Raw genomic sequence first — 22326 nt, forward strand, 5'->3', positions numbered from 1 at the left:
GCACAGTGAAAATCTCGACCCGACTCAAGCTTGCCGAACTGTTCTGCGTGATCGTCGTGGCCATCGTCGTCACAATGCTGCTGCTGACGAGCCAGCAGATGAAGCGCGAGCTGGTCAAGAACCAAAGCGCCAGCGAGGTGCTGCAGGCCGTCACGGCGCTGCGCTACCTGTCGCTGGAGTACGCCTTGCACCACGAACACCGCACGCGCATCCAGTGGCAGGGCAGGAACGCGTCGCTGGCCCGCGCGCTCGCCGTCAGCCAGGACTTCGACGGCGAGGAGGACGGCGAGATCATCGCCGAAATGCGCCACAACCTGGAGCGCGTCGACGTCCTGTTCGGCCTGCTGGTGGCGAACCGCCGCAGCCTGGCCCAGGCGCAGCCGCGCATCGAGGTGCTGGAAGAGCTGGAGACGCGGCTGTCGGGGCAGATCACCAACAAGACCCAGGCGATGATCTCGGCGGCGCTGGTGCTGTCCGAGCGCAGCCGCGCCGCCGTGCTGGCGGCCCAGCAGCGCGCCAACGCCGCCGTCGCCACCTTCGGCGGCCTGGTCATCCTGGTCGTCGCCGGCGTCATCGTCATCACGCTGCGCAGCGTCACGCGGCCGCTCGACAAGCTCAGCGAGGGCACCCGCATCGTCGGCGCCGGCAACCTCGACTTCTCGCTGGGCGTCAACACCACCGACGAAATCGGCGACCTGGCGCGGGCCTTCGACGCCATGACGGAAAAGCTCAAGCTCACCACCGTCTCGCGCGACGAGCTGGTGCGCGCCAACGCGGTGCTGCACGGCGAAATCATCGTGCGCCAGCAAGCCGAGCAGAAAGTCCAGGCCCAGCTCGGGCGCCTCAACCTGCTGCACCAGATCACCCGTTCGATCGGCGAGCGGCAGGATTTGCGCAGCATCTTCCAGGTCGTCATCCGCAGCCTGGAAGACCAGTTGCCGCTGGACTTCGGCTGCATCTGCCTGTACGACGCGGCCAAGCAGATGCTGGTCGTGACCAGCGTCGGCCTGCTCAGCGAACCGCTGGCGCGGGTGTTCTCGATGAACGAGCACGCCCGCATCCCGATCGACGAAAACGGTCTGTCGCGCTGCGTGCGCGGCGAACTGGTCTACGAGGCCGACATCGCCGACGTGGGCTTCCCGTTTCCGCAGCGGCTGGCGCGCGGCGAGCTGCGCGCGCTGGTGATGGCGCCGCTGCTGGCCGAGAGCACGGTGTTCGGCGTGCTGGTGGTGGCGCGCCGCGCCGCCTACAGCTTTTCCAGCGGCGAATGCGAGTTCCTGCGCCAGTTGAGCGAGCACGTGGCGCTGGCCGCCAACCAGGCGCAGTTGTACGGGGCGCTGCAGCGGGCCTACGACGATTTGCGCCAGACCCAGCAGTCGGTGATGCAGCAGGAGCGCCTGGGCGCGCTGGGCCAGATGGCCAGCGGCATCGCCCACGACATCAACAACGCCATCTCGCCGGTGGCGCTGTACACGGAATCGCTGCTGGAGACGGAGCTGAACCTGAGCCCGCACGGACGCCACTGCCTGGAAGTGATCGAGCGGGCCATCGACGACGTCGCCGCGACGGTGGCGCGGATGCGCGAATTCTACCGCCAGCGCGAGCCGCAACTGACGCTGGCGCCGGTCGACGCCAGCCTGCTGGTGCAGCAAGTGGTCGACCTGACGCGGGCGCGCTGGAGCGACATGCCGCAGCAGCGCGGCATCGTCATCGAGCTGCGCACCGAGCTGGCGGCGGGGCTGCCGGCCATCATGGGCGTCGAGGGCGAAATCCGCGAGGCGCTGACCAACCTGGTCTTCAACGCCGTCGACGCCATGCCCGAGGGCGGCACGCTGACGCTGCGCACGGTGCTGGGACCGGAGCCGGAGCCGGCGCCGGACGGCGCCGTCGCGGCGCCGCGGCTGGTGATCATCGAAGTGGGCGACAGCGGCGTCGGCATGGACGACAGCACGCGGCGGCGCTGCCTGGAGCCGTTTTTCACGACCAAGGGCGAGCGCGGCACCGGCCTGGGGCTGGCGATGGTGTACGGCATGATGGAGCGCCACGGCGCCCACATCGACATCCGCACGGCGCCGCAGCAGGGCACGACGGTGAGCCTGCGCTTCCTGCTGCCGAGCGAAGCGGCCGAGCTGGCGCAGCCGGCCGGCGCCTACGCCATCTCGACCAGCCTGCGCATCCTGCTGGTCGACGACGACCCGATGGTGTTGAAGGCGCTGCGCGACATCCTGGAAATCGACGGCCACCGGGTGGTCGCGGCGGACGGCGGCCAGGCCGGCATCGACACCTTCCGCGCCGCGCAGCAGCAGGGCGAGGCGTTCGCGCTGGTCATCACCGACCTGGGCATGCCGTACATCGACGGGCGCAAGGTGGCGGCGGCGGTCAAGCAGATCGCGCCGCAGACGCCGCTGATCATGCTGACGGGCTGGGGGCAGCGGCTGGTGCCCGAGAGCGACAACCTGGTGCAAGTGGACTGCGTGCTGAGCAAACCGCCCAAGCTGCGCGAGCTGCGCTGCGCGCTGACGCAACTGTTTGAAAAGGCCGAACACGGGCCGGCGGCCCAATGCGCCGATCCGGGGTAAGTCCGCTTGTTCTTGCCGTCAGGCGGGCCGCCGGCGCGCCGGCGGCCGCTGCCGCAGCGGATCGAGCAAATGCCGCAAATCATTGTGATCGAGCTCGTACATCAAGGCGATCAGCTTGCCCAGCTCGCCGGACGGAAAGCCTTCGCGCGCGAACCAGCCCAGGTAATGGCCGGGCAGGTCGGCGATGACGCGGCCTTTGTATTTCCCGTAAGGCATTTCAAGGGTCAGCAACAGGTTTAAGGACTCTGGATTCATGGCGAAGATCGGCGTTGAGCGTGTGCGCTCAATATAGCAGAACGGCGGCGGGCGGCGCCGGGCCGCGTTGATTATTGATTTCGGCGCAAATATCTTCTGCCCGGAAACCTATTTTTCGACGCAAAGATTCGCCAGATAATGCGTGGCATCCACTTTAACGGAGTTATGCCATGCCCATTGCCTTGCTCGCGCTCACCATCAGCGCATTTGCCATCGGAACCAGCGAATTTGTCATCGTCGGCCTGTTGCCGAACATCGCCGCCGACCTCGGCGTCGACCTGCCGTCGGCCGGCCTGCTGGTCAGCCTGTACGCGCTCGGCGTCGCCGTCGGTGCGCCGGTGCTGACGGCCCTGAGCGGCAAACTGCCGCGCAAGACCCTGCTGTTGTCGCTGATGGTACTGTTCACCGTCGGCAACCTGCTGGCCTGGCAATCGCCGGGCTACGCCAGCCTGGTCGCCGCGCGCATCCTGACCGGCCTGGCGCACGGCGTCTTCTTCTCGATCGGCTCGACCATCGCCACCTCGCTGGTGGCGAAGGAAAAAGCCGCCAGCGCGATCGCCATCATGTTCACGGGACTGACGGTGGCCCTGGTCACCGGTGTGCCGCTGGGTACCTTCATCGGCCAGCATTTTGGCTGGCGCGCAAGCTTCCTGGGCGTGTCGGTGCTGGGCGTGCTGGCCTTCCTCGGCAGCCTGGCGTACATTCCCGCGACGATCCGGCACAGCAAGCCGGCCGCGCTGCTGGAGCAAGTGCGGGTGCTGGGCCAGCCCCGCCTGCTGCTGGTGTATGCGATGACGGCCGTCGGCTACGGCGGCTCCTTCATCGCCTTCACCTATCTGGCGCCGATCCTGCAGCAGGTGTCGGGCTTCAGCGCCGGCGTCGTCAGCCTGGTGATGCTGGTGTACGGTGTCTCTGTCGCGGTGGGCAATATCTGGGGCGGCAAACTGGCTGACCGCCGCGGCCCGGTCGGCGCGCTGAAAATCATCTTCCTGATGCTGGCGGCCGTGCTGCTGGCGCTGACCTTCACGGCGCCGCATCCCTGGCTGGTGCTGGCGACGGTGCTGCTGTGGGGCGCCGTGGCCTTCGGCAACGTGGCTGGCTTGCAAGTGTACGTGGTGCGTCAGGCCGAGCATTTCACGCCGCGCGCCGTCGACGTCGCCTCCGGCCTGAACATCGCCGCCTTCAACCTCGGCATCGCCGGCGGCGCCTGGGGCGGCGGCCTGATCGTTGCGCATCTGGGGCTGGTGCATACCGGCTGGATAGGCGCGCTGGTGGTGCTGGGCGCCTTCGGCCTGACGGCGCTGAGCGGCCGGCTCGACCGCAACCATCCCATCCCTGTGCCGGGCACAGTGCCATCGCCCATTTGCCAGTGTGTATTAAATACAATGTGATACCGGGGACAGACCACGATTTTCAAGAAATTATTTCTTGAAAATCGTGGTCTGTCCCCGGCTGTGGCGTCGTTTTGCCCCAGCCCTTATGCCGCCTATTTGCGGCACGCATCGCCATTCCATGGGCCGGAGGGGGGTATTGCGGTCCCGCCTGTTTACAAAAAAATTATTTTGGCCAGCTTTTGCTCAGGCCGGCTCCGCCTGCGCCGGGTTGACGGGCAGATGCACGGTGAAGCGGCAGCCCTGGCCCGGTTCGCTGCTGACCTCGATGCGGCCGCCGTGCTTGTTGACGATGCCGTAGGAAAGCGACAGGCCCAGCCCGGTGCCGCTGCCCACCGCCTTGGTGGTGAAAAACGGTTCGAAGATGCGTTTCATGACGTCGGGCGCCATGCCCTGGCCGTTGTCGCCGATTTCCACCCACACCCAGTCCGGGCCGGTGCAGCCGGTGCGTATCGTGATGACGCCGAATTCCTTGATGGCGTGGGCGGCGTTCACCAGCAGGTTCATGAATACCTGGTTCAGTTGCGAGGCCAGGCATTTCACCAGCGGCAGTTCGCCGTATTGTTTGACGATTTCGGCCTTATACTTGATTTCATTGTTGACGATGTTCAGCGTGCTGTCGAGGCCGCGGTGCAGGTCGGCCGCCAGCCAGTTCGATTCGCCCACGTGGGAAAAATCCTTGAGCGCCTGGACGATGTCCTTGACCCGTTTCAAGCCTTCCAGCGATTCCCGCATCAGGTCGCCGAAGTCTTCCTTGAGGAAGTCGATGTCGGCGCCTTTCCTGATCTGGGCGTAGCGGGCGGCGATGTGCGGCTGGTCCGCGCCCTGCTTGATGGCCTCGTCGCAGTCGTCGAGGGCGCCGAACAGGGTGTCGAAATAGCCTTGCAGCGCGCCCATGTTGGAGTTGACGAAGCCGATCGGGTTGTTGATTTCATGGGCGATGCCGGCGGCCAACTGGCCGATCGAGGCCATTTTTTCCGACTGCAGCAATTGCTCGTGCGCTTGCTGCAATTTGGCGATCAGCGAACGCTGTTCGTTGCCGATGGCCTGCAGCTCGGCCTCCGTCTGCAGGCGCATTGCCACTTCCTGGCGCAGCGTCTGGTTGTGCTCGCTGACTTGCCGGTGCATGGCGCGCAGCGACAAGTGGGTGTTGATGCGCGCCAGCACCTCCTCGATCTGGATCGGCTTGGTGACGTAGTCGACGCCGCCGACGCTGAAGCCCTGGACGACGTTGCCGGTGTCGGTCAGTGCCGTCATGAAGATCACCGGGATGTCCTTGACGGCCTCATGCGCTTTCAGGCGCCGGCAGGTTTCGAAGCCGTCCATGCCCGGCATCATCACGTCGAGCAGGATCAGGTCCGGCTTGACGAAATGGGCGCGCGCCAATCCCTCCTCGCCATCCTGCGCGACGACGACGCGCAAGCCCTGGTCTTCCAGGTAGTCGGCCAGCACGGCGACGTTGGCCGGCGTGTCGTCGACGATCAGCACGGTTGCTGGCTTCATGTCGGGCTCCTTCCATTGGCGTGCGCATGGACCATGTCGAGGATGGCCTTGGACTGGTAGGTTTTCGCCAGTTGCCGCAATTTGTCGGCGAAGGCCCGGTAGCGCGGATCGAGCGCTTCGATGTGGTCGGCTTGTCGGCGGATGTCGCGCATGTTTCCTTCCTTGGCCAGGCGGTACAGGATGTCGATTTCCGCGTCGGGCGGCGCCGCCACGGCGCTGGCGGCCGGGGCGGCGGACGCGGCAGGCGCGGCGTCGGTGTCGTAGAGCAGCGTCAGGCCCAGCTCCTCGGCGATTTTTTCCAGCAGCAGGTTTTGTTCGACGGGCTTGGTCATGAATGCGTTGGCGCCGGCCACCAGGGTTTCGTCCTGCTCTTCCTTGCTGACGCTGGCCGAAATGGCGATGATGCACAGCGTTTCCAGGCCGGGCGTGGCGCGGATGCGGCGGGTCGCTTCGAGGCCGTCCATCACCGGCATGACGATGTCCATCAGCACCACGTCGGGGTGGCCGGTGCTGGCTAGCTGCAAGCCTTCCAGGCCGTTTTCGGCCAGCGTGACGCTGAAGCCCAGCGCACCCAGCAATTCCTTGAGCATGTCGCGGTTGGCGGCGATGTCGTCGACGATCAGCACGTTTTTGCGCGCGCCCTGGTAGCCGGTGACCAGGCGCTGGCTGGCCGCCGCCGGTACTTTGCGCTCGCTTTGCCCGACGCGGATGGCGAAGGAGAAGGTGCTGCCTGTGCCGTATTCGCTGACGACGTCGATGTCGCTGTCCATCAGTTGCACCAGTTGGCGGCTGATCGACAGGCCCAGGCCGGTGCCGCCGCATTTGCGCTGCATGTCGCCCACTTGCTCGAAAGGCTGGAAGATGTGGCCGAGCTGGGCCGGCGTCATGCCGACGCCGCTGTCCTCGACGTCGAAGTGCAGGCGCACCTGGCCGTCCGGCTCGGCGCTGCCGGCCACCCGCAGGTGCACGTGGCCGGCGTCGGTGAATTTGACGGCATTGCCCAGCAGGTTCAGCAGGATCTGCCGCAGCCGCTGCGCGTCAATCAGCACCGTGTGCGGCAGGCCGGCGCCGGCGTGGAAGCGGAAGTGCAGGTTTTTCTGCTCGGCCTTGACGCGGATGATGTTGACGATGCCGGCCAGGAAGTCGAGCAGATTCGCCGGTTCGGGCGCCAGCTCGAACTTGCCGGCCTCGATCTTGGCCAGGTCGAGCAGGTCGGTGATCAGCATCAGCAGGTGCTCGCCGCTTTGCTGGATGGTGTTCAGGCCGACCTCCTGGCGCTCGCTCAAGCCCTTGTCGCGCTTGAGGATTTGCGCGTAGCCGAGCACGGCGTTGAGCGGCGTGCGCAATTCGTGCGTCATGCTGGCCAGGAAGGTGCTCTTGGCCTGGTTCGCCACGTCGGCCCTTTCCTTGGCCGTTTGCAATTCGGCCGTGCGCTCGCGCACCAGTTCCTCCAGGTGTTCGCGGTGGCGCTGCAATTCCTTCTCCGTCAGCGCGCGGTGCTCGATGTCGGCCTGCAGCATGCGGTTCTTCGTTTCGATTTCGTCGAACAGCGCCTGCAGCGCCTGGCGCGTGTGCTCCAGGCTCATGCCCAGGCTGCCCAGCTCGTCCTTTTGTTCCCAGACGAAGGGGGTCAGCAGGTCGCGCTGGGCCAGGCGGCCCGATTCCTGCATCAGGCGCTTGATCGGCAGCAGCATGCGCCGCTGCAGCAGCGTGACGATCAGCATGACGCTGAGGAAGAGCTGGCCGATGACGGTCCAGGCGACGCCCCAGCGGTCGCTGGCCAGTTCGCTGTCGAGCTGGCCGCTGTCCATGACCAGCTTGACGTCGCCGATCTGCTTGCCTTCGTGGATGACCGGCTGGTCGCGCTGGAATTGGCGCCCCTTGCGCCTGTCCGCATAGGTTTTCGACAGGAAGGCGCGCTGCTTGCCGTCGCGCACGGTGATGGTGACGATGCGCTGGTCGCCCAGCAGCGACTCAAGCAGCGGCAGGCCGCCCTCGGGATTGATGTTCCACAGCGGCTCCTGCATGCCCAGCGACAGGATCTCGGCCATGCGGGCGTGGTCCGACTGCGTGCGCTGGGTCAACGCCTGCTGGCGCTGCCCCAGCGTCAGCACGCTGCTGATCGACACGGGTATCATGACGCCGACCACGACCATGAGCACAATGGATGAGCGCAGTCTGAGGTGCATCGGGGGTCACTCCTTTGTCCGGCGAAAACGGCGTATGCGAAACGAGTGTACCTCAGGTAGGGCGGAGTGGAAAGAAAGTGTATAAACAACATTTCCCAAGGGGGCGGCGCGGCCCGTCGTGTGGGAAAAATGCCGCGCCCGCCTCAGCGGCCGAAGTCGCGCAGCCGCAGGTGCAGCAGTTCGTCGCGGCGGTCGGCGTCGCGGCGCAGGTAGTCGTTGTCGCGCGACAAGCTATTGTTGTCGTTGACGAGGCGATTGAATTCGTTCAGCAGGTTCTTGCGGATGTCGGCGCCGAGGTCGGACCTGTCGAGGGCGTTGCGGATGTCGTTGATGCGCCGGTTGTTCGAGCGGATGGCGCTGTCGTTCGACGACAGGCGCGCGCGCAGGTTGGCGATTTCGCTCTCCATGCCGTAAATTTCATAGCCGCGGTGGTATTCCGCCATGAAGTCGGCCTGCAGATTGGGCGGGCAGGCGGCGGCGTTCTGGCGCTTGCCGGCGCGGCCCTGGTGGAAGCCGTTTTCGGCCTGGCAGTAGGTCAACATGCCCCTGCTGCGGCCCAGGTGGTAACTGTCGAAATTCACTTGCACGCCGTATTCGGCGCAGGCTTGGGCGTGTTGCTGCAATTGTTCGCTGGGCAATCCCTGGGTGCCGTCGTTGAAGCCGATTTGCTGCCAGTCGCCGCTCAGGCATTGATCCTTGCTCAGACTGGCGCAACCGCTGAGCGCGAGGGCGCCGGCAAGCAAAAGGGAAAGGTGGAGAGGGCGCATCTGGGTTCCGATAATGTGGCAGGGGGGGCGGGGCGCCGGCGCGGCGTGCCGGGCAGTTACAATAAATTCTATCAGGCGCTGGGGACAGACCACGATTTTCAAGAAATAATTTCTTGAAAATCGTGGTCTGTCCCCGGCTGTGGCGTCGCCCTGCGGCGCGGTCGGTGTATATTGCCGGCCACACTAGTTTCCACATTTCCCAGCCCTTATGCCGCCTATTTTGCTGTTTATTTTCGTGCTAGCCTATTTCGCGCTGCTGCTGGGCGTGGCCTGGCTGACCTCGCGCAATGCCACCAATCAGAGCTTTTTCATCGGTAACAAGAGCAGCAACTGGATGCTGGTCGCCTTCGGCATGGTCGGCACCACGCTCAGCGGCATTACTTTCGTTAGCGTGCCGGGCGCCGTCGGGCGCGACGGCTTCGGCTATCTGCAATTGGTGCTGGGTTATGTCCTCGGCTACCTCGCCGTCGCCGCCGTGCTGCTGCCGCTGTACTACCGGCTGCGCCTGACCTCGATCTACCACTATCTGGACGCCCGCCTGGGGCGGCGCGCTTGCCAGAGCGGCGCCGCCTTCTTCATCCTGTCGCGCACGCTGGGGGCGACGGCGCGGCTCTATCTCGTCGTCAATATCCTGCAGGCCACCATCCTCGACAGCCTGGGCGTGCCGTTCTGGCTGACCAGCGCGGCCGTGCTGCTGATGATCTTGCTCTACACCTACGAGGGCGGCGTCAAGACCATCGTCTGGACCGACACGCTGCAGACGGCGGGCATGTTGCTGGGCCTGCTCATCTGTGTCGTCTTCCTGCTCAAGGCCCTGGACCTGTCGGTCGTCGACAGCCTGCGGCGCATGCAGGCGCAGGGCTTGACGCGCATCGTCACCGACAATGTCGACAGTCCCGCGTATTTCTGGAAGCAGGTGTTGGCCGGCATGTTCATTACGATTGCGATGACGGGCCTGGACCAGGAGATGATGCAAAAGACCATTTCCGTGAAGACGCTGGCCGACGCGCAAAAGAATTTGCTCAGCCTGATGCTGATCCTGGTCGGCGTGCTGTCGCTGTTCCTGTTCCTCGGCGGCCTGCTGGCGCTGTACGCGCCGCTGGCCGGCGTCGGCGCCAGCGGCGACAAGCTGTTCCCCGCCGTGGTGCTGGGACATATGCCGGCGGCCGTGCAACTGGTCTTTTTCGTCGCCCTGATCTCGGCCCTGTTCCCCAGCGCGGACGGGGCGATCACGGCGCTGACCTCGACGTTTTGCATCGATCTGCTGGGCCTGCAGCGCCGCGGCGACCTGTCCGAGGCGCGCCGGCGGCGCTGGCGCCACCGCGTCCACCTGGGCTTCGCCGCGCTGTTCCTGCTGCTGATCATGGTGTTCAAGTGGATCGACAGCGCCAGCATGATAGGCGTGATCCTGAAGCTGGCCGGCTATACCTATGGCCCCCTGCTGGGACTGTTCGCCTTCGGCCTGTTGAGCGGGCGCCGCGTGCGCGAGCGCTGGGTGCCGCTGGCGGCGCTGGCCGGGCCGTTGCTGTGCGCCGGCCTTGAGCGGTATCAAGAGCAAATCTTCGCCACTTATCGTCTGGGATTAGAATTACTTATCATTAACGGGCTGCTGGTGCTGGCGGGCCTGTTCCTGATCTCGCTGCCGCAGACGCAGCCCGCGCCGGCGCTGCTGCAGCCTTAAATTCACACAACATTGAATTTTTAGACTACAGTGGATAATTAGCAACTTTAATTCACCTGACCTGCTGGAGTGTCGATGTCCTTGAATCCGTTTCCTTACCTGCGCCGCGGCGCAGGTTTTGCCTGGCGCACGCTCGATGCGATGCGCCGTTTCTTGCTGAACCTGCTGTTTTTGGCCATTCTCGTCGGTATCGTCTGTGCGATCATCTTCGGCGGCACGGCGCCGCTGGCGCCGAAAACCACGCTGGTGCTGGACTTGCAGGGCAAGCTGGTGGAGCAGCATAGCGGCGGCGTGCGCGAAGTGCTGTTGTCGAATGCCCGCGGCGAGGACAAGAAAACCGTGCAATTGCGCGATGTGCTGACGGTGCTCGACGCCGCCGGCAAGGACCCGGCCATCGGCGCGGCCGTGCTGCTGCTGGACGACCTGCAGGGCGGCGGCCTGGCCTCGCTGCGCGAAGTGGCGGCGGCGCTGGACCGCTTCCGCGCCACCGGCAAGAAAGTGACGGCCTGGGGTTCCAGCTTCGACCAGCGCCAGTATCTGGTGGCGGCGCACGCCAGCGAGGTGCTGATGCACCCGATGGGCGGCGTGATGCTGGAAGGTTTCGGCCGCTATCGCAACTACTACCGCGACGCGCTCGACAAGGTCGGCATCACGGTCAACCTGCTGCGCGTGGGCACCTACAAGAGCTTCGCCGAGCCCTACATCGCGAACGGCCCGTCGGCCGCCGCCAGCGAAGCGGAAAGCTTCCTCAACAATGCGCTGTGGAGTGCCTACACGGGCGAGGTGGAGAAGGCGCGCAAGCTGCCGCAGGGCGATCTGATGAAGGGCATCAACGATTTGCCGGCGCTGATGGCCGGCGCGGGCGGCGACATGGCCAAGGTGGCGCTGACGGCCAAGCTGGTCGACGGCCTGAAGACGCGCGACGAGTTGCGCGAGCTGATGATCGCGCGCGGCGCCAAGGATGCCGAGGGCAAGACCTTCCGCCAAGTGTCGTTTGACGACTACCTGGCGCGCCAGCATCCGAAAAGCGACGGCGACGCCGTCGGCGTGATCGTCGCCTCCGGCGAAATCAGCGACGGCGTCGCGGCGCCGGGCGCCATCGGCGGCCTGTCCACGGCCAAGCTGATCCGCCAGGCGCGCGAGGACAAGCAGATCAAGGCCGTCGTGCTGCGCGTCGACTCGCCCGGCGGCAGCGCCTTCGGCTCCGAGCTGATCCGGCGCGAGCTGGAATTGACGCGCGCCGCCGGCAAGCCGGTGGTGGTGTCGATGGGCAGTGTGGCCGCGTCCGGCGGCTACTGGGTGTCGATGGCGGCCGACGAGGTTATCGCCGACGCCAGCACCGTGACCGGCTCGATCGGCGTGTTCGCCATCGTGCCGACGGCCGACAAGGTCATCGACAAGCTGGGCATCCACACGGCCGGCACCCCGACCACGTGGATGAGCGACGCCGGCAATCCGCTGCGTCCGCTCGACCCGCGCTACGCCAACGTCATCCAGAGCAGCATCAACTACATCTACGCCGACTTCACCGGCAAGGCCGCGAAAGCGCGCAAGACGACGCCGGAGAAAATCGACGCCGTCGCGCAGGGCCGCGTCTGGACCGGCGCGCAGGCCAAGGAGCGCGGCCTGATCGACACCGTCGGCGGCTACCGCGACGCGCTGGCGTCGGCCGCCAAGCGCGGCAAGCTGACGGGCGAGTACCGGGTCGCCTACATCGAGCGGGAAGGCTCGAAGTTCGACCGCTTGATCGACCTGGTCGGCATCTCCGCCGTGCGCACGCTGGGCCTGGGCGAGCACGTCAAGCTGGGCCTGACGGCCGGCACCGGCCTGCCGCCCGGCGTAGCGCTGGATATCGCCCACGAGCTGGGCTGGCTTGCGGATGTCAGCGCCGGCGGCAAACCGTTCAAGGCGCTGACGCATTGCCAGTGCGGCTCGCCGTAACAATAAAGTAGTTTTTTGGTATGTTTCACAAGCCGGACGGGTCCGGCTTGTTTTATATGGAAAGGACGAATGTGAACGATATCCGTATCCGCAGTTGCGTGGAGGGCGACGCCGCCGCGCTGGCGTTGCTGGGACAGGCCAGCTTCCTGGAAACCTTTGCCGGCATCCTCGACGGCGCCGACATCCTCGCGCACTGCGCGCGCCAGCATGACGCCGCCGTCTACCGCACCTGGCTGGCCGAGCCGGCGATGGGCATCTGGCTGGCCGAGGCCATGCCGGGCGGCGCGCCGGTCGGCTATCTGGTGCTCAGCCCGGCCAACCTGCCGGTGGAGGCGCCGCGCGCCGGCGACCTGGAAATCAAGCGCATCTACCTGCTGCACCGTTTCCAGGGGCTGCGCGTGGGCCGGCGCCTGATGGACGCGGCGCTGCAGCAGGCGCGGCAGGCCGGCGCGTCGCGCGTGCTGCTCGGCGTGTACGCCGAAAACCACGACGCGCTGGCCTTTTATCGGCGCTCCGGTTTCGTCCAGGTCGGCACGCGCACCTTCCGCGTCGGCGCCACCGATTACCACGACGTGATTCTCAGCCTGGAACTTTCATGATGCCGCGCGGCCGGTTTCCTGCCCTTTAACCGCCGGCCCGCAAGAGATTTGTAGCGAGTTTGTATCGCCGTTTTCCGCCCCGGAAGACGGCGCCGTTTTCCTCCCCCAATCGGCGGCCGGCCCGCCAGCCCCGATGTTCCGGGCCTTGCCGCGCGCCGCGCGCGGGACGCCCCGCCGTCGCGCCCGTAGCCGCGCATCCTTCCTTCCCCCGGATTGTTACAAAGGCAGTCTTGCCAGTTACATGACTATGCTAGAGTCGTCGCAGCATGTCGATGCCCGACCTCCCGGCCCAACCAGCCGGTATCACCACGCCGCACGCGGCGGCATACACAAGGATAAGCGATGGATTCGCAGCCCGCAGCACAGACCCAAGCCCGGCGCAGCCGCCGTTCCACCCTCATCGGCGGCGCGGTCGCGGTCGCGCTGATGGCCGTGCTGGGCGGCCTGGCCTGGCACCTGACGCATCCGGACGCGGCTGCGGCGGGGGCGGGCGGCGCGCCCGGTCCCGGCGGGCGGCCCGGCGGCGGCCGCGGCGGCCCGGCCACGACGGTCGGCGTGGCCACGGCCGTCAAGGCCGACATCCCCGTCGTCATCGACGCGCTCGGCACGGTCACCGCGGCGGCCACGGTGACCGTGCGCCCGCAGGTGTCCGGCGTGCTGCAGCAGATCCTGTTCAAGGAAGGGCAGATGGTCAAGGCCGGCCAGGTGCTGGCCGTGATCGACCCGCGCCAGTTCGAGATGGCGCTGCTGCAGGCGTCCGGCCAGCGCCAGCGCGACGAGGCGCAGTTGGAGAACGCCCGCCTGACGCTGGCGCGCTACCGCACCTTGCTGGCGCAGGATTCGATCGCCCGCCAGGAAGTCGACACCCAGGCCGCGCTGGTCAAGCAACTGGAAGGCACGCTGATGACGGACCGCGCCGCCGAGGGCACGGCGCGCCTGAACCTCGGCTATTGCAAGATCGTCGCGCCGATCGGCGGCCGGGTCGGCCTGCGCGTCGTCGATGTCGGCAACCTGGTCAACGCCGGCGACGCCGCCGGCGTTGCCGTCGTCACGCAACTGGCGCCCATCGACGTCGTGTTCGCCGTGCCGCAGGACCAGGCGCCGGACGTGCAGCGCCGCGCCGGCGAGGGCGCGGCGCTGCCGGCCATCGCGCTGGACCGCAACCGCAGCGCCACGCTCGACAGCGGCCGTTTCGCCGCGCTCGACAACCAGGTCGACGTGCAGACCGGCACGGTGCGCGCCAAGGCCAGCTTCGCCAACGCCAAGGGGGCGCTGTTCCCCAGCCAGTTCGTCAACGTCAGGCTGGAACTGCGCACCATCAAGGACGCCGTGATGGTGCCGGTGACGGCGCTGCGCCACGGCAGCGCCGGCGACTTCGTCTACGTGCTCAACGCCGACAAGACCGTGGCGCTGCGGCCCGTCGCGCGCGGCCAGGCCAGCGTCGACAAGGTCGAGATCAAGAGCGGCGTGCAGGCCGGCGAGCAGGTCATCACCGAGGGCGCGGACCGCCTGAAGGATGGCGCCAAGGTGGTGCTGCCGGGCGACAAACCTGCCGGCGGCGGCAAGCGCCGCGGCGCGGCCGGCGCGCCGCGATGAGCCCGTCGAGCCCCTTCATCCGGCGCCCGGTGGCGACGGCGCTGCTGATGCTGGCGATCGTCCTGGCCGGCATCGTCGGCTTCAAGTTCCTGCCGCTGTCGGCGCTGCCGCAGGTCGATTTCCCCACCATCCAGGTGCAGACGCTGTATCCGGGCGCCAGCCCCGAGGTGATGGGCCAGACCGTCACCGCGCCGCTGGAGCGCCAGTTCGGCCAGATGGCCGGCTTGCAGCGGATGAGTTCGACCAGCGCCTCGGGCGTGTCCATCGTCACGCTGCAGTTCAGCCTGGGCCAGACGCTCGACGTCGCCGAGCAGGAGGTGCAGGCGGCGATCAACGCCGGCGCTTCGCTGCTGCCGACGGATTTGCCGGCGCCGCCCGTGTATGCCAAGGTGAACCCGGCCGACGCGCCCGTGCTGACGCTGGCGATCACGTCCGACACGCTGCCGCTGACGGAGGTGCAGAACATCGTCAACACGCGCCTGGCGCTGAAGATCAGCCAGGTCAACGGCGTCGGCCTGGTGTCGCTGAGCGGCGGCCAGCGTCCGGCCGTGCGCATCCAGGGCGACACGCAGGCGCTGGCCGCCCGCGGCCTGGGCCTGGACACGCTGCGCACGGCGATCGCGGCGGCCAACGCCAACAGCGCCAAGGGCAGTTTCGACGGCCCGACGCGCTCGTTCACGATCAACGCCAACGACCAGTTGCTGGCCGCCGCCGACTACCAGAAGCTGATCGTCGCCTACAAGAACGGCGCCCCGGTGCGCCTGGGCGAGGTGGCGAAGGTCGTCGACAGCGCCGAAAACATCAAGCTGGGCGCCTGGTCCGGCCTGAAACCGGCCATCATCCTGAACGTGCAGCGCCAGCCGGGCGCCAACGTCATCGCCACCGTCGACGCCATCAAGGCGCGCCTGCCCGAGCTGCAGGCCGGCTTGCCGGGCGCGCTGCGCGTGGACGTGCTGAGCGACCGCACCGCCGGCATCCGCGCCTCGGTCGAGCATGTCGAGATGGAGTTGCTGCTGGCCGTGGTGCTGGTGGTGCTGGTCATTTTCGCTTTCCTGCACAGCCTGCGCGCCACGGTCATCGCCAGCCTGTCGGTGCCGATTTCGCTGATCGGCACCTGCGGCGTCATGTACCTGCTCGGCTACAGCCTGAACAACCTGAGCCTGATGGCGCTGACCATCGCCACCGGCTTCGTCGTCGACGACGCCATCGTCATGATCGAGAACATCGCCCGCTACATCGAGGAGGGCGAAAAGCCGATGGCCGCCGCCATCAAGGGCGCCGCGCAGATCGGCTTCACCATCATTTCGCTGACGGTGTCGCTGATCGCCGTGCTGATTCCGCTGCTGTTCATGGGCGACGTCGTCGGCCGCCTGTTCCGCGAATTCGCCGTCACGCTGGCGATCACGATCCTGATCTCGGCGCTGGTGTCGCTGACGCTGGTGCCGATGATGTCGGCGCGCTGGCTGAAAAGCCATGACGAGGAAAGGCCGGGCGCGCTGGCGCGCCGCACGCAGGCGTTTTTCGACCGCGTGATCGGCGCCTACGACCGCGCGCTGGGCTGGGTGCTGGCGCGCCAGGGCCTGACCCTGCTGGTGGCGCTGGCCACGCTGGGCCTGACGGTGCTGCTGTACCTGCTGATCCCGAAGGGCTTGTTCCCGACTCAGGACACGGGCCAGTTGCAGGCCCGCGTCGAAGCGTCGCGGGCGGTGTCGTTCGCGCGCATGGCCGAGCTGCAGCAAGCCGCCGCGCGGGCCATCCTGGCCGACCCGGACGTCGCCACGCTCAGCTCCCTGGTCGGCGTCGACGCCGCCAACAACACCATGCTGCACACGGGGCGCATGCTGATCAACCTGAAGCGCGAACGCAGCGGCGGCCAGCCCGAGACGATGGAGCGGCTGCGCCGCCGCGTCGCCGAGGTGGCGGGCGTGACGCTGTACCTGCAGCCGACCCAGGACCTGACCATCGACGCCGAGACGGGGCCGACCCAGTACCGCGTGTCGCTGGAGGCGGCCGACACGGCCACCGTGACGCTGTGGGCGAACCGGCTGGCGCAGCAGCTGCGCGGCCAGGCGCAGCTGCGCAATGTCGTCTCGGACGCCGGCGCCACCGGCGCGGCGGCCCACATCGACATCGACCGCGACAGCGCCGCGCGGCTGTCGGTGACGGCCGCCGCCATCGACGACGCGCTCTACAGCGCCTTCGGCCAGCGCATCGTCTCGACCATCTTCACCGAAACCAACCAGTACCGGGTGATCCTGGAGGCGCAGCCCGGCACGCTGACGACGCCGGAGTCGCTGGGCCAGCTGCAACTGCGCACCGGCTCGGGCAAGGCGACGCCGCTGGCGGCCATCGCCACCGTCACGGAACGCCAGGCGCCGCTGCAAATCACCCACGTCGCGCAATATCCGGCCACCACGCTGGGCTTCGACACGGCGCCCGGCGTCGCGCTGGGCAAGGCCGTCGACGCGATACGCCAGGGCGCGCGCGACATCGGCATGCCGGCCACCGTCAGCATGAGCTTCCTCGGCGCCGCCGGCGCCTACGAACACTCGCTGTCGAACCAGCTCTGGCTGATCCTGGCGGCCGTGGTGTGCGTCTACATCGTCCTCGGCGTGCTGTACGAAAGCTATATCCACCCGCTGACGATCTTGTCGACGCTGCCGTCGGCCGGCGTCGGCGCGCTGCTGGCGCTGATGCTCAGCGGCCAGGACCTGGGCGTGATCGGCATCATCGGCATCATCCTGCTGATCGGCATCGTCAAGAAGAACGCCATCATGATGATCGACTTCGCCATCGAGGCCGAGCGCGAGCAGGGCAAGAGCCCGCGCGAGGCGATCCACCAGGCCGCGCTGCTGCGCTTCCGGCCCATCCTGATGACGACGCTGGCGGCCCTGTTCGCGGCCGTGCCGCTGATGCTGGGCTGGGGCGAGGGCGCCGAACTGCGCCGGCCGCTCGGCCTGGCCATCTTCGGCGGCCTGATCGTCAGCCAGCTGCTGACGCTGTTCACGACGCCGGTGATCTACCTCGGCTTCGAGCGCCTGGCGCGGCGCGTGCGCGGCCGCGCGGCGCTGTCCGCCCAGGGCGGGGGCGCGGCGTGAACCTGTCGGCCCCCTTCGTGCGCCGCCCCATCGGCACCGTGCTGCTGACGATAGGCATGGCGCTGGCCGGCGCCGGCGCCTTCTTCGCGCTGCCGGTGTCGCCGCTGCCGCAGGTCGACTATCCGACCATCTCGGTCAGCGCCAGTCTGCCCGGCGCCAGCCCGGAGACGATGTCGAGCAGCGTCGCCACGCCGCTGGAGCGGCGCCTCGGCGTCATCGCCGGCGTCAACGAGATGACCTCGTCGTCGGGCAGCGGCTCGACCCGCATCAGCCTGCAGTTCGACCTGAACCGCAAGATCGACGCGGCGGCGCGCGAGGTGCAGGCCGCCATCAACGCCAGCCGCGCCGACCTGCCGGCCACCTTGCGCAGCAATCCGACCTACCGCAAGGCCAATCCCTCCGACGCGCCGGTGATCATCCTGGCGCTGACCTCGGCCAGCCGCACGCCGGGACAGGTGTACGAGTCGGTGGCCAACCTGGTGCAGCAGAAGCTGGCCCAGGTCAAGGGCGTCGGCGACGTCGAGCTGGGCGGCGGCTCGCTGCCGGCCGTGCGCGTTGAGCTGCTGCCGTTCGCGCTGAACCGCTACGGCGTGTCGATGGAGGACGTGCGCGCGGCGCTCCAGGCCAGCAACGCGAACCGCCCGAAAGGGGCGATCGAGGGCGACGGGCGGCGCCTGCAAATCTATTCCGCCGGCGGCACGGCGACCGGCGGGCGCAGCGCGGCCGACTACCGCAGCCTGGTGGTGGCCTGGCGCGACGGCGCCGCCATCCGCCTCGACGACGTCGCCGAGGTGGTCGACGGCGTCGAGAACAGCAACACGCTGGGCCTGTTCAACGGCGAGCCGGCGGTGGTCGTGCTGATCACCCGCCAGCCCGGCGCCAACGTCATCGAGACGGTCGACGGCGTGCGCGCGCTGCTGCCGCAGCTGCAGGCCCAGCTGCCGCAGGACGTGCGCCTGCGGGTCGCCTCCGACAGCACCAATTCGATCCGCTCCTCGCTGCACGAAATCGAGGTGACGCTGCTCATTTCCATCCTGCTGGTGGTGCTGGTGGTGTCGGCCTTCCTGCGCAGCGTGCGCGCCACCATCGTGCCGGCCGTGGCCACCGTCGTCTCGCTGCTGGGCACCTTCGGCGTCATGTATCTGCTCGGCTTCAGCCTGAACAACCTGAGCCTGATGGCGCTGACGGTGGCCACCGGCTTCGTCGTCGACGACGCCATCGTCGTGCTGGAAAACACCGCCCGCCACATCGAGGCCGGCATGGACCGCTTCAAGGCGGCGCTGCTGGGCGCGCGCGAGGTCGGCTTCACGGTGCTGTCGATCAGCCTGTCGCTGGTGGCCGTCTTCATCCCGCTGCTGTTCATGGGCGGGCAGGTGGGGCGGCTGTTCCGCGAGTTCGCCGTCACGCTGTCGGCGGCCGTGCTGATTTCCCTGCTGATTTCGCTGACGACGACGCCGATGATGTGCGCCTGGCTGCTCAAGCCGGGCCACGCGGCCCGCCCGCCGGGGCGGGTGGCGCGCGCCTTCGAGCGCGGCTTCGACTGGCTGCTGACGATGTACGAGCACTGCCTCGACTGGGCGCTGGCCAGCAAGGCGCTGGTGATGCTGGTGCTGGTCTTCGTCGTCGGCCTGAACGTCTACCTGTTCAGCGCCGCGCCGAAGGGCTTTTTTCCGCAGCAGGACACGGGCCAGATCAACGGCGGCCTGCGCGCCGACCAGAGCATCTCGTTCAAGGCGATGCAGCAGAAGCTGCGCCAGCTGGTCGACATCATCCGGCGCGACCCGGCCGTGGCCACCGTGGTCGGCTTCACCGGCGGCGGACGGGCCGGCGGCGGCTTCCTGTTCATCAACCTGAAGCCGGCGTCCGAGCGCAGCGAGGCCGGCCAGGCCGTCATCGCGCGGCTGCGCCCGCAGCTGGCGAAGGTCACCGGCGTGTCGCTGTTCCTGAACCCGGTGCAGGACTTGCGCATGGGCGGGCGGCAGAGCAGCTCGACCTACCAGTACACCTTGAAGAGCGACAACCGCGCCGACCTGAAGCTGTGGGCCGGCAAGCTGGCCGACGCGATGAAGGGGCAGGGCGCGCTGACCGACGTCGACACCGACCAGGCCGAGAATGGCGTGGAAACCTTCGTCACGATCGACAAGGACAGCGCGGCGCGGCTGGGCGTGGCCGTGCGCGACATCGACAACGCCCTGTACAACAGCTTCGGCCAGCGCCAGGTCGTCACCATCTACGACGAGTTGAACCAGTACCACGTCATCATGGAGGTGGCGCCGCGCTTCGCCCAAAGCCCGGAGGCGCTGCGCGACGTCCACGTGCCGGCGAAGGCGGCGGCCGCAGCGGTCGTGGGCAACGCCACGGCCGTGCGCGATCCGTCCAGCGGCGCCGCGCTGAGCACGGCGGCGGCGACGATGGTGCCGCTGTCGGCCCTCGGCAGGTTCGCCGACAGTTCCACGCCGAGCTCGGTCAACCACCAGGACGGCGAACTGGCCACCACGGTGTCGTTCAACCTGGCCGACGGCGCCAGCCTGGGCGAGGCCCAGGCGGCCGTGCACCAGGCCGAGGCCGACATCGGCATGCCGACCAATGTGCGCGGCAGCTTCCAGGGCACGGCGCGCAGCGCCGACGAAAGCAACCGGCAGCAGCCGCTGTTGATCCTGGCCGCCATCGTCGTCATCTATATCGTCCTCGGCATCCTCTACGAAAGCCTGGTGCATCCGCTGACCGTGCTGTCGACGCTGCCGTCGGCCGGCGTGGGCGCCGTGCTGGCCCTGCTGCTGTTCAAGATGGAGTTTTCCATCATCGCCCTGATCGGCGTGTTCCTGCTGATCGGCATCGTCAAGAAGAACGCCATCCTGATCATCGACTTCGCGCTGGAGGCGGAGCGCGCGCGCGGCCTGAGCCCGCTGGAGGCCGTGCGCGAAGCCTGCCTGCTGCGCTTCCGGCCGATCCTGATGACGACGCTGGCGGCCGCGCTGGGCGCCTTGCCGCTGGCGATAGGCTTCGGCGAAGGCTCCGAGTTGCGCCGTCCGCTGGGCGTGGCCATCATCGGCGGCCTGATCGCCAGCCAGTTGCTGACGCTGCTGACGACGCCGGTGGTCTACCTGCTGCTGGACAAACTGCGGCGGCGCGGCGCGGCCGAGCGGCAGCTGAGCCGCGTCCAGCCCGAACCTATGCCGCATCACTTGAAACCGGAAGCGTAAATCCATGCACCCAACTTATCCATCCCAGCCATCCCGCCTGCGCCTGCTGGCGCTGGCCGCCTGCGCCTGCCTGGCCGGCGGCTGCGCCGTCGGCCCCGCCTACGAACGCCCGGCCGTGGCCGACACGGCGCCATTCAAGGAGGCGGCCGGCTGGCTGCCGGCGGCGCCGGCCGACACGCTGGAGCGCGGGCCGTGGTGGACGCTGTTCGGCGACCCGCTGCTGAACGAACTGGCGGCCGGCGTCGAGGTGTCGAACCAGAACGTGGCGGCGGCCGCCGCCGGCTACGAGCAGGCGCGCGCGCTGGTGCGCGAGCAGCGCGCCGGCTTGTTCCCCAGCGTGAACCTGACGGCCAGCGGCAGCCGCGCAGGTGGCGGCGGCAACGCCGCGGCCGCCGGCAGTTACCGCGCCGCGCTGGGCGCCAGTTGGGAGCCGGATATCTGGGGCCGCCTGCGCGCCGGCGTCGACAGCGCCGGCGCCGGCGCCCAGGCCAGCGGCGCCGATCTGGCGGCGGCGCGCCTGTCGGCCCAGGGCGAACTGGCCGTCAACTACTTTTCGCTGCGCCAGAGCGACGCCCAGCTGGCGCTGCTGGCGGCCACCATCGACGGCTACCGGCGCGTGCTGGACATCACGCAAAACCGCTTCGACGCCGGCATCGCCGCCAAGTCCGATGTGCTGCAGGCGCAGACCCAGCTGGCCAACGCCCGCATCGACGAACTGGCGCTGGTGCGCCAGCGCGCCCAGCTCGAACACGCCATTGCCGTCCTGCTGGGCAAGGCCCCGGCCGACTTCGCGCTGGCGCCGGCGCCGTGGCGGGTGGCGGTGCCGGAGGTGCCGGCCGGCCTGCCGTCGACCTTGCTGCAGCGCCGCCCCGACATCGCCGCGGCCGAGCGCCGCGTCGCCGCCGCCAACGCGCAGATCGGCATCGCCCGCGCCGCCTATTTCCCCAGCCTGAATCTGAGCGCCTCCTACGGCGGCGGCGCCAGCCGCGTCGCCGACTTGTTCAACGCCTCCAGCAGCCTGTGGTCGCTGGGCGTGTCGGCCGCGCAGAAGCTGTTCGACGCCGGCGCCGCGACGGCCGACGTCGACGCCGCCCGCGCCGGCCACGCGGCGGCCGTGGCGCGCTACCGCCAGACCGTGCTGGAGGCTTTCGCCAGCGTCGAGGACCAGCTGGCGGCCACGCGCGCGCTGGCGCAGCAGCAGGACTTGCGGCGCCAGGCGTCGGCGGCGGCCGACCAGGTCGAGGCGCAGATGCTGAACCGCTACCGCGCCGGCCAGGCCGGCTACACGGAGGTGGTGACGGCGCAGGCGACGGCGCTGGCGGCGCGGCGCGCGCTGGTGCAGGTCCAGGCCGAGCGCCAGAGCACGGCGGTGGCGCTGATCCAGGCGCTGGGGGGCGGCTGGCGCGCACCGGAGTAGGGGGCGGGCGCCGGCGCCCTTCCCATGCTTGCCATTAAAACAAGTTATTCGTATAATCAAGCGGGTGCTAGAATGTAAAAATGCACCTTGTTGAGTCCACGATGCTT

13 protein-coding genes are annotated in these 22326 nt (G+C 68.1%); 9 read left to right on the forward strand and 4 right to left on the reverse strand.

All coding sequences use genetic code 11. The features are described from left to right. Positions 1-5: 5 nt before the first annotated feature. Complete coding sequence (locus OIK44_RS00745) at positions 6-2579, forward strand: ATP-binding protein (RefSeq protein WP_273668737.1); 2574 nt, start codon at positions 6-8, stop codon at positions 2577-2579. 18 nt (positions 2580-2597) lie between these two features. Here OIK44_RS00745 and OIK44_RS00750 read toward each other — a convergent pair whose 3' ends face one another. Next, positions 2598-2834 carry a DUF3820 family protein gene (locus tag OIK44_RS00750; RefSeq protein ID WP_273668738.1) on the reverse strand — a complete coding sequence of 79 codons (237 nt, stop codon included), beginning with the start codon at positions 2832-2834 and terminating at the stop codon, positions 2598-2600. A gap of 170 nt (positions 2835-3004) precedes the next feature. Here OIK44_RS00750 and OIK44_RS00755 point away from each other — a divergent pair, with 170 nt between their 5' ends. After that, positions 3005-4225: an MFS transporter gene (locus OIK44_RS00755; protein ID WP_273668739.1), complete on the forward strand. Its 1221-nt coding sequence runs from the start codon at positions 3005-3007 to the stop codon at positions 4223-4225. A 186-nt stretch (positions 4226-4411) separates the two neighbouring features. Here the strand turns inward: OIK44_RS00755 and OIK44_RS00760 are convergent, their stop codons facing one another. The 3 genes from OIK44_RS00760 to OIK44_RS00770 all read right to left on the reverse strand — a co-directional run bounded on the left by OIK44_RS00760 (position 4412) and on the right by OIK44_RS00770 (position 8684). Continuing rightward, a complete protein-coding gene (locus tag OIK44_RS00760) occupies positions 4412-5728 on the reverse strand; it encodes a response regulator (RefSeq protein ID WP_273668740.1) in 1317 nt (438 codons plus the stop codon). After that, positions 5725-7917, reverse strand: a complete 2193-nt coding sequence (locus OIK44_RS00765) for an ATP-binding protein (protein ID WP_273668741.1) — start codon at positions 7915-7917, stop codon at positions 5725-5727. The genes OIK44_RS00760 and OIK44_RS00765 overlap by 4 nt, the downstream gene beginning before the upstream one ends. A 143-nt stretch (positions 7918-8060) precedes the next feature. Next, entirely contained in the window at positions 8061-8684 is a 624-nt protein-coding gene (locus OIK44_RS00770; protein WP_273668742.1) for a DUF2799 domain-containing protein, read from the reverse strand. A 208-nt stretch (positions 8685-8892) separates the two neighbouring features. Between OIK44_RS00770 and OIK44_RS00775 the strand changes: the two genes are divergently transcribed. The 7 genes from OIK44_RS00775 (at position 8893) to OIK44_RS00805 (ending at position 22219) form a co-directional block, all read left to right on the forward strand. Then, positions 8893-10365, forward strand: a complete 1473-nt coding sequence (locus OIK44_RS00775) for a sodium:solute symporter (protein WP_273668743.1) — start codon at positions 8893-8895, stop codon at positions 10363-10365. A gap of 75 nt (positions 10366-10440) precedes the next feature. Beyond that, positions 10441-12306 (forward strand): signal peptide peptidase SppA, encoded by a 1866-nt coding sequence (gene sppA, locus OIK44_RS00780; protein WP_273668744.1) that lies wholly within the window; start codon positions 10441-10443, stop codon positions 12304-12306. A 71-nt stretch (positions 12307-12377) separates the two neighbouring features. After that, positions 12378-12905, forward strand: a complete 528-nt coding sequence (locus OIK44_RS00785) for a GNAT family N-acetyltransferase (RefSeq protein ID WP_273668745.1) — start codon at positions 12378-12380, stop codon at positions 12903-12905. A gap of 342 nt (positions 12906-13247) precedes the next feature. Beyond that, positions 13248-14501 (forward strand): efflux RND transporter periplasmic adaptor subunit, encoded by a 1254-nt coding sequence (locus tag OIK44_RS00790; protein ID WP_273668746.1) that lies wholly within the window; start codon positions 13248-13250, stop codon positions 14499-14501. Then, positions 14498-17599 (forward strand): efflux RND transporter permease subunit, encoded by a 3102-nt coding sequence (locus OIK44_RS00795; protein ID WP_273668747.1) that lies wholly within the window; start codon positions 14498-14500, stop codon positions 17597-17599. The genes OIK44_RS00790 and OIK44_RS00795 overlap by 4 nt, the downstream gene beginning before the upstream one ends. Then, on the forward strand, positions 17596-20802 hold the full coding sequence (locus OIK44_RS00800) for an efflux RND transporter permease subunit (protein ID WP_273668748.1): 3207 nt from the start codon (positions 17596-17598) through the stop codon (positions 20800-20802). The genes OIK44_RS00795 and OIK44_RS00800 overlap by 4 nt, the downstream gene beginning before the upstream one ends. Before the next feature lie 4 nt (positions 20803-20806). Beyond that, complete coding sequence (locus tag OIK44_RS00805; RefSeq protein ID WP_273668749.1) at positions 20807-22219, forward strand: efflux transporter outer membrane subunit; 1413 nt, start codon at positions 20807-20809, stop codon at positions 22217-22219. Positions 22220-22326: the final 107 nt, after the last annotated feature.

It is taken from the genome of Janthinobacterium fluminis, assembly GCF_028595325.1.
GTDB lineage: Bacteria > Pseudomonadota > Gammaproteobacteria > Burkholderiales > Burkholderiaceae_D > Janthinobacterium > Janthinobacterium fluminis.

Coding starts and splice junctions, on each gene's coding strand:
- OIK44_RS00760 (WP_273668740.1), bottom strand. CDS start 5,728: ATGAAGCCAGCAACCGTGCTGATCGTCGACGACACGCCGGCCAACGTC.
- sppA (WP_273668744.1), top strand. CDS start 10,441: ATGTCCTTGAATCCGTTTCCTTACCTGCGCCGCGGCGCAGGTTTTGCC.
- OIK44_RS00750 (WP_273668738.1), bottom strand. CDS start 2,834: ATGAATCCAGAGTCCTTAAACCTGTTGCTGACCCTTGAAATGCCTTAC.
- OIK44_RS00790 (WP_273668746.1), top strand. CDS start 13,248: ATGGATTCGCAGCCCGCAGCACAGACCCAAGCCCGGCGCAGCCGCCGT.
- OIK44_RS00765 (WP_273668741.1), bottom strand. CDS start 7,917: ATGCACCTCAGACTGCGCTCATCCATTGTGCTCATGGTCGTGGTCGGC.
- OIK44_RS00805 (WP_273668749.1), top strand. CDS start 20,807: ATGCACCCAACTTATCCATCCCAGCCATCCCGCCTGCGCCTGCTGGCG.
- OIK44_RS00795 (WP_273668747.1), top strand. CDS start 14,498: ATGAGCCCGTCGAGCCCCTTCATCCGGCGCCCGGTGGCGACGGCGCTG.
- OIK44_RS00775 (WP_273668743.1), top strand. CDS start 8,893: ATGCCGCCTATTTTGCTGTTTATTTTCGTGCTAGCCTATTTCGCGCTG.
- OIK44_RS00770 (WP_273668742.1), bottom strand. CDS start 8,684: ATGCGCCCTCTCCACCTTTCCCTTTTGCTTGCCGGCGCCCTCGCGCTC.
- OIK44_RS00755 (WP_273668739.1), top strand. CDS start 3,005: ATGCCCATTGCCTTGCTCGCGCTCACCATCAGCGCATTTGCCATCGGA.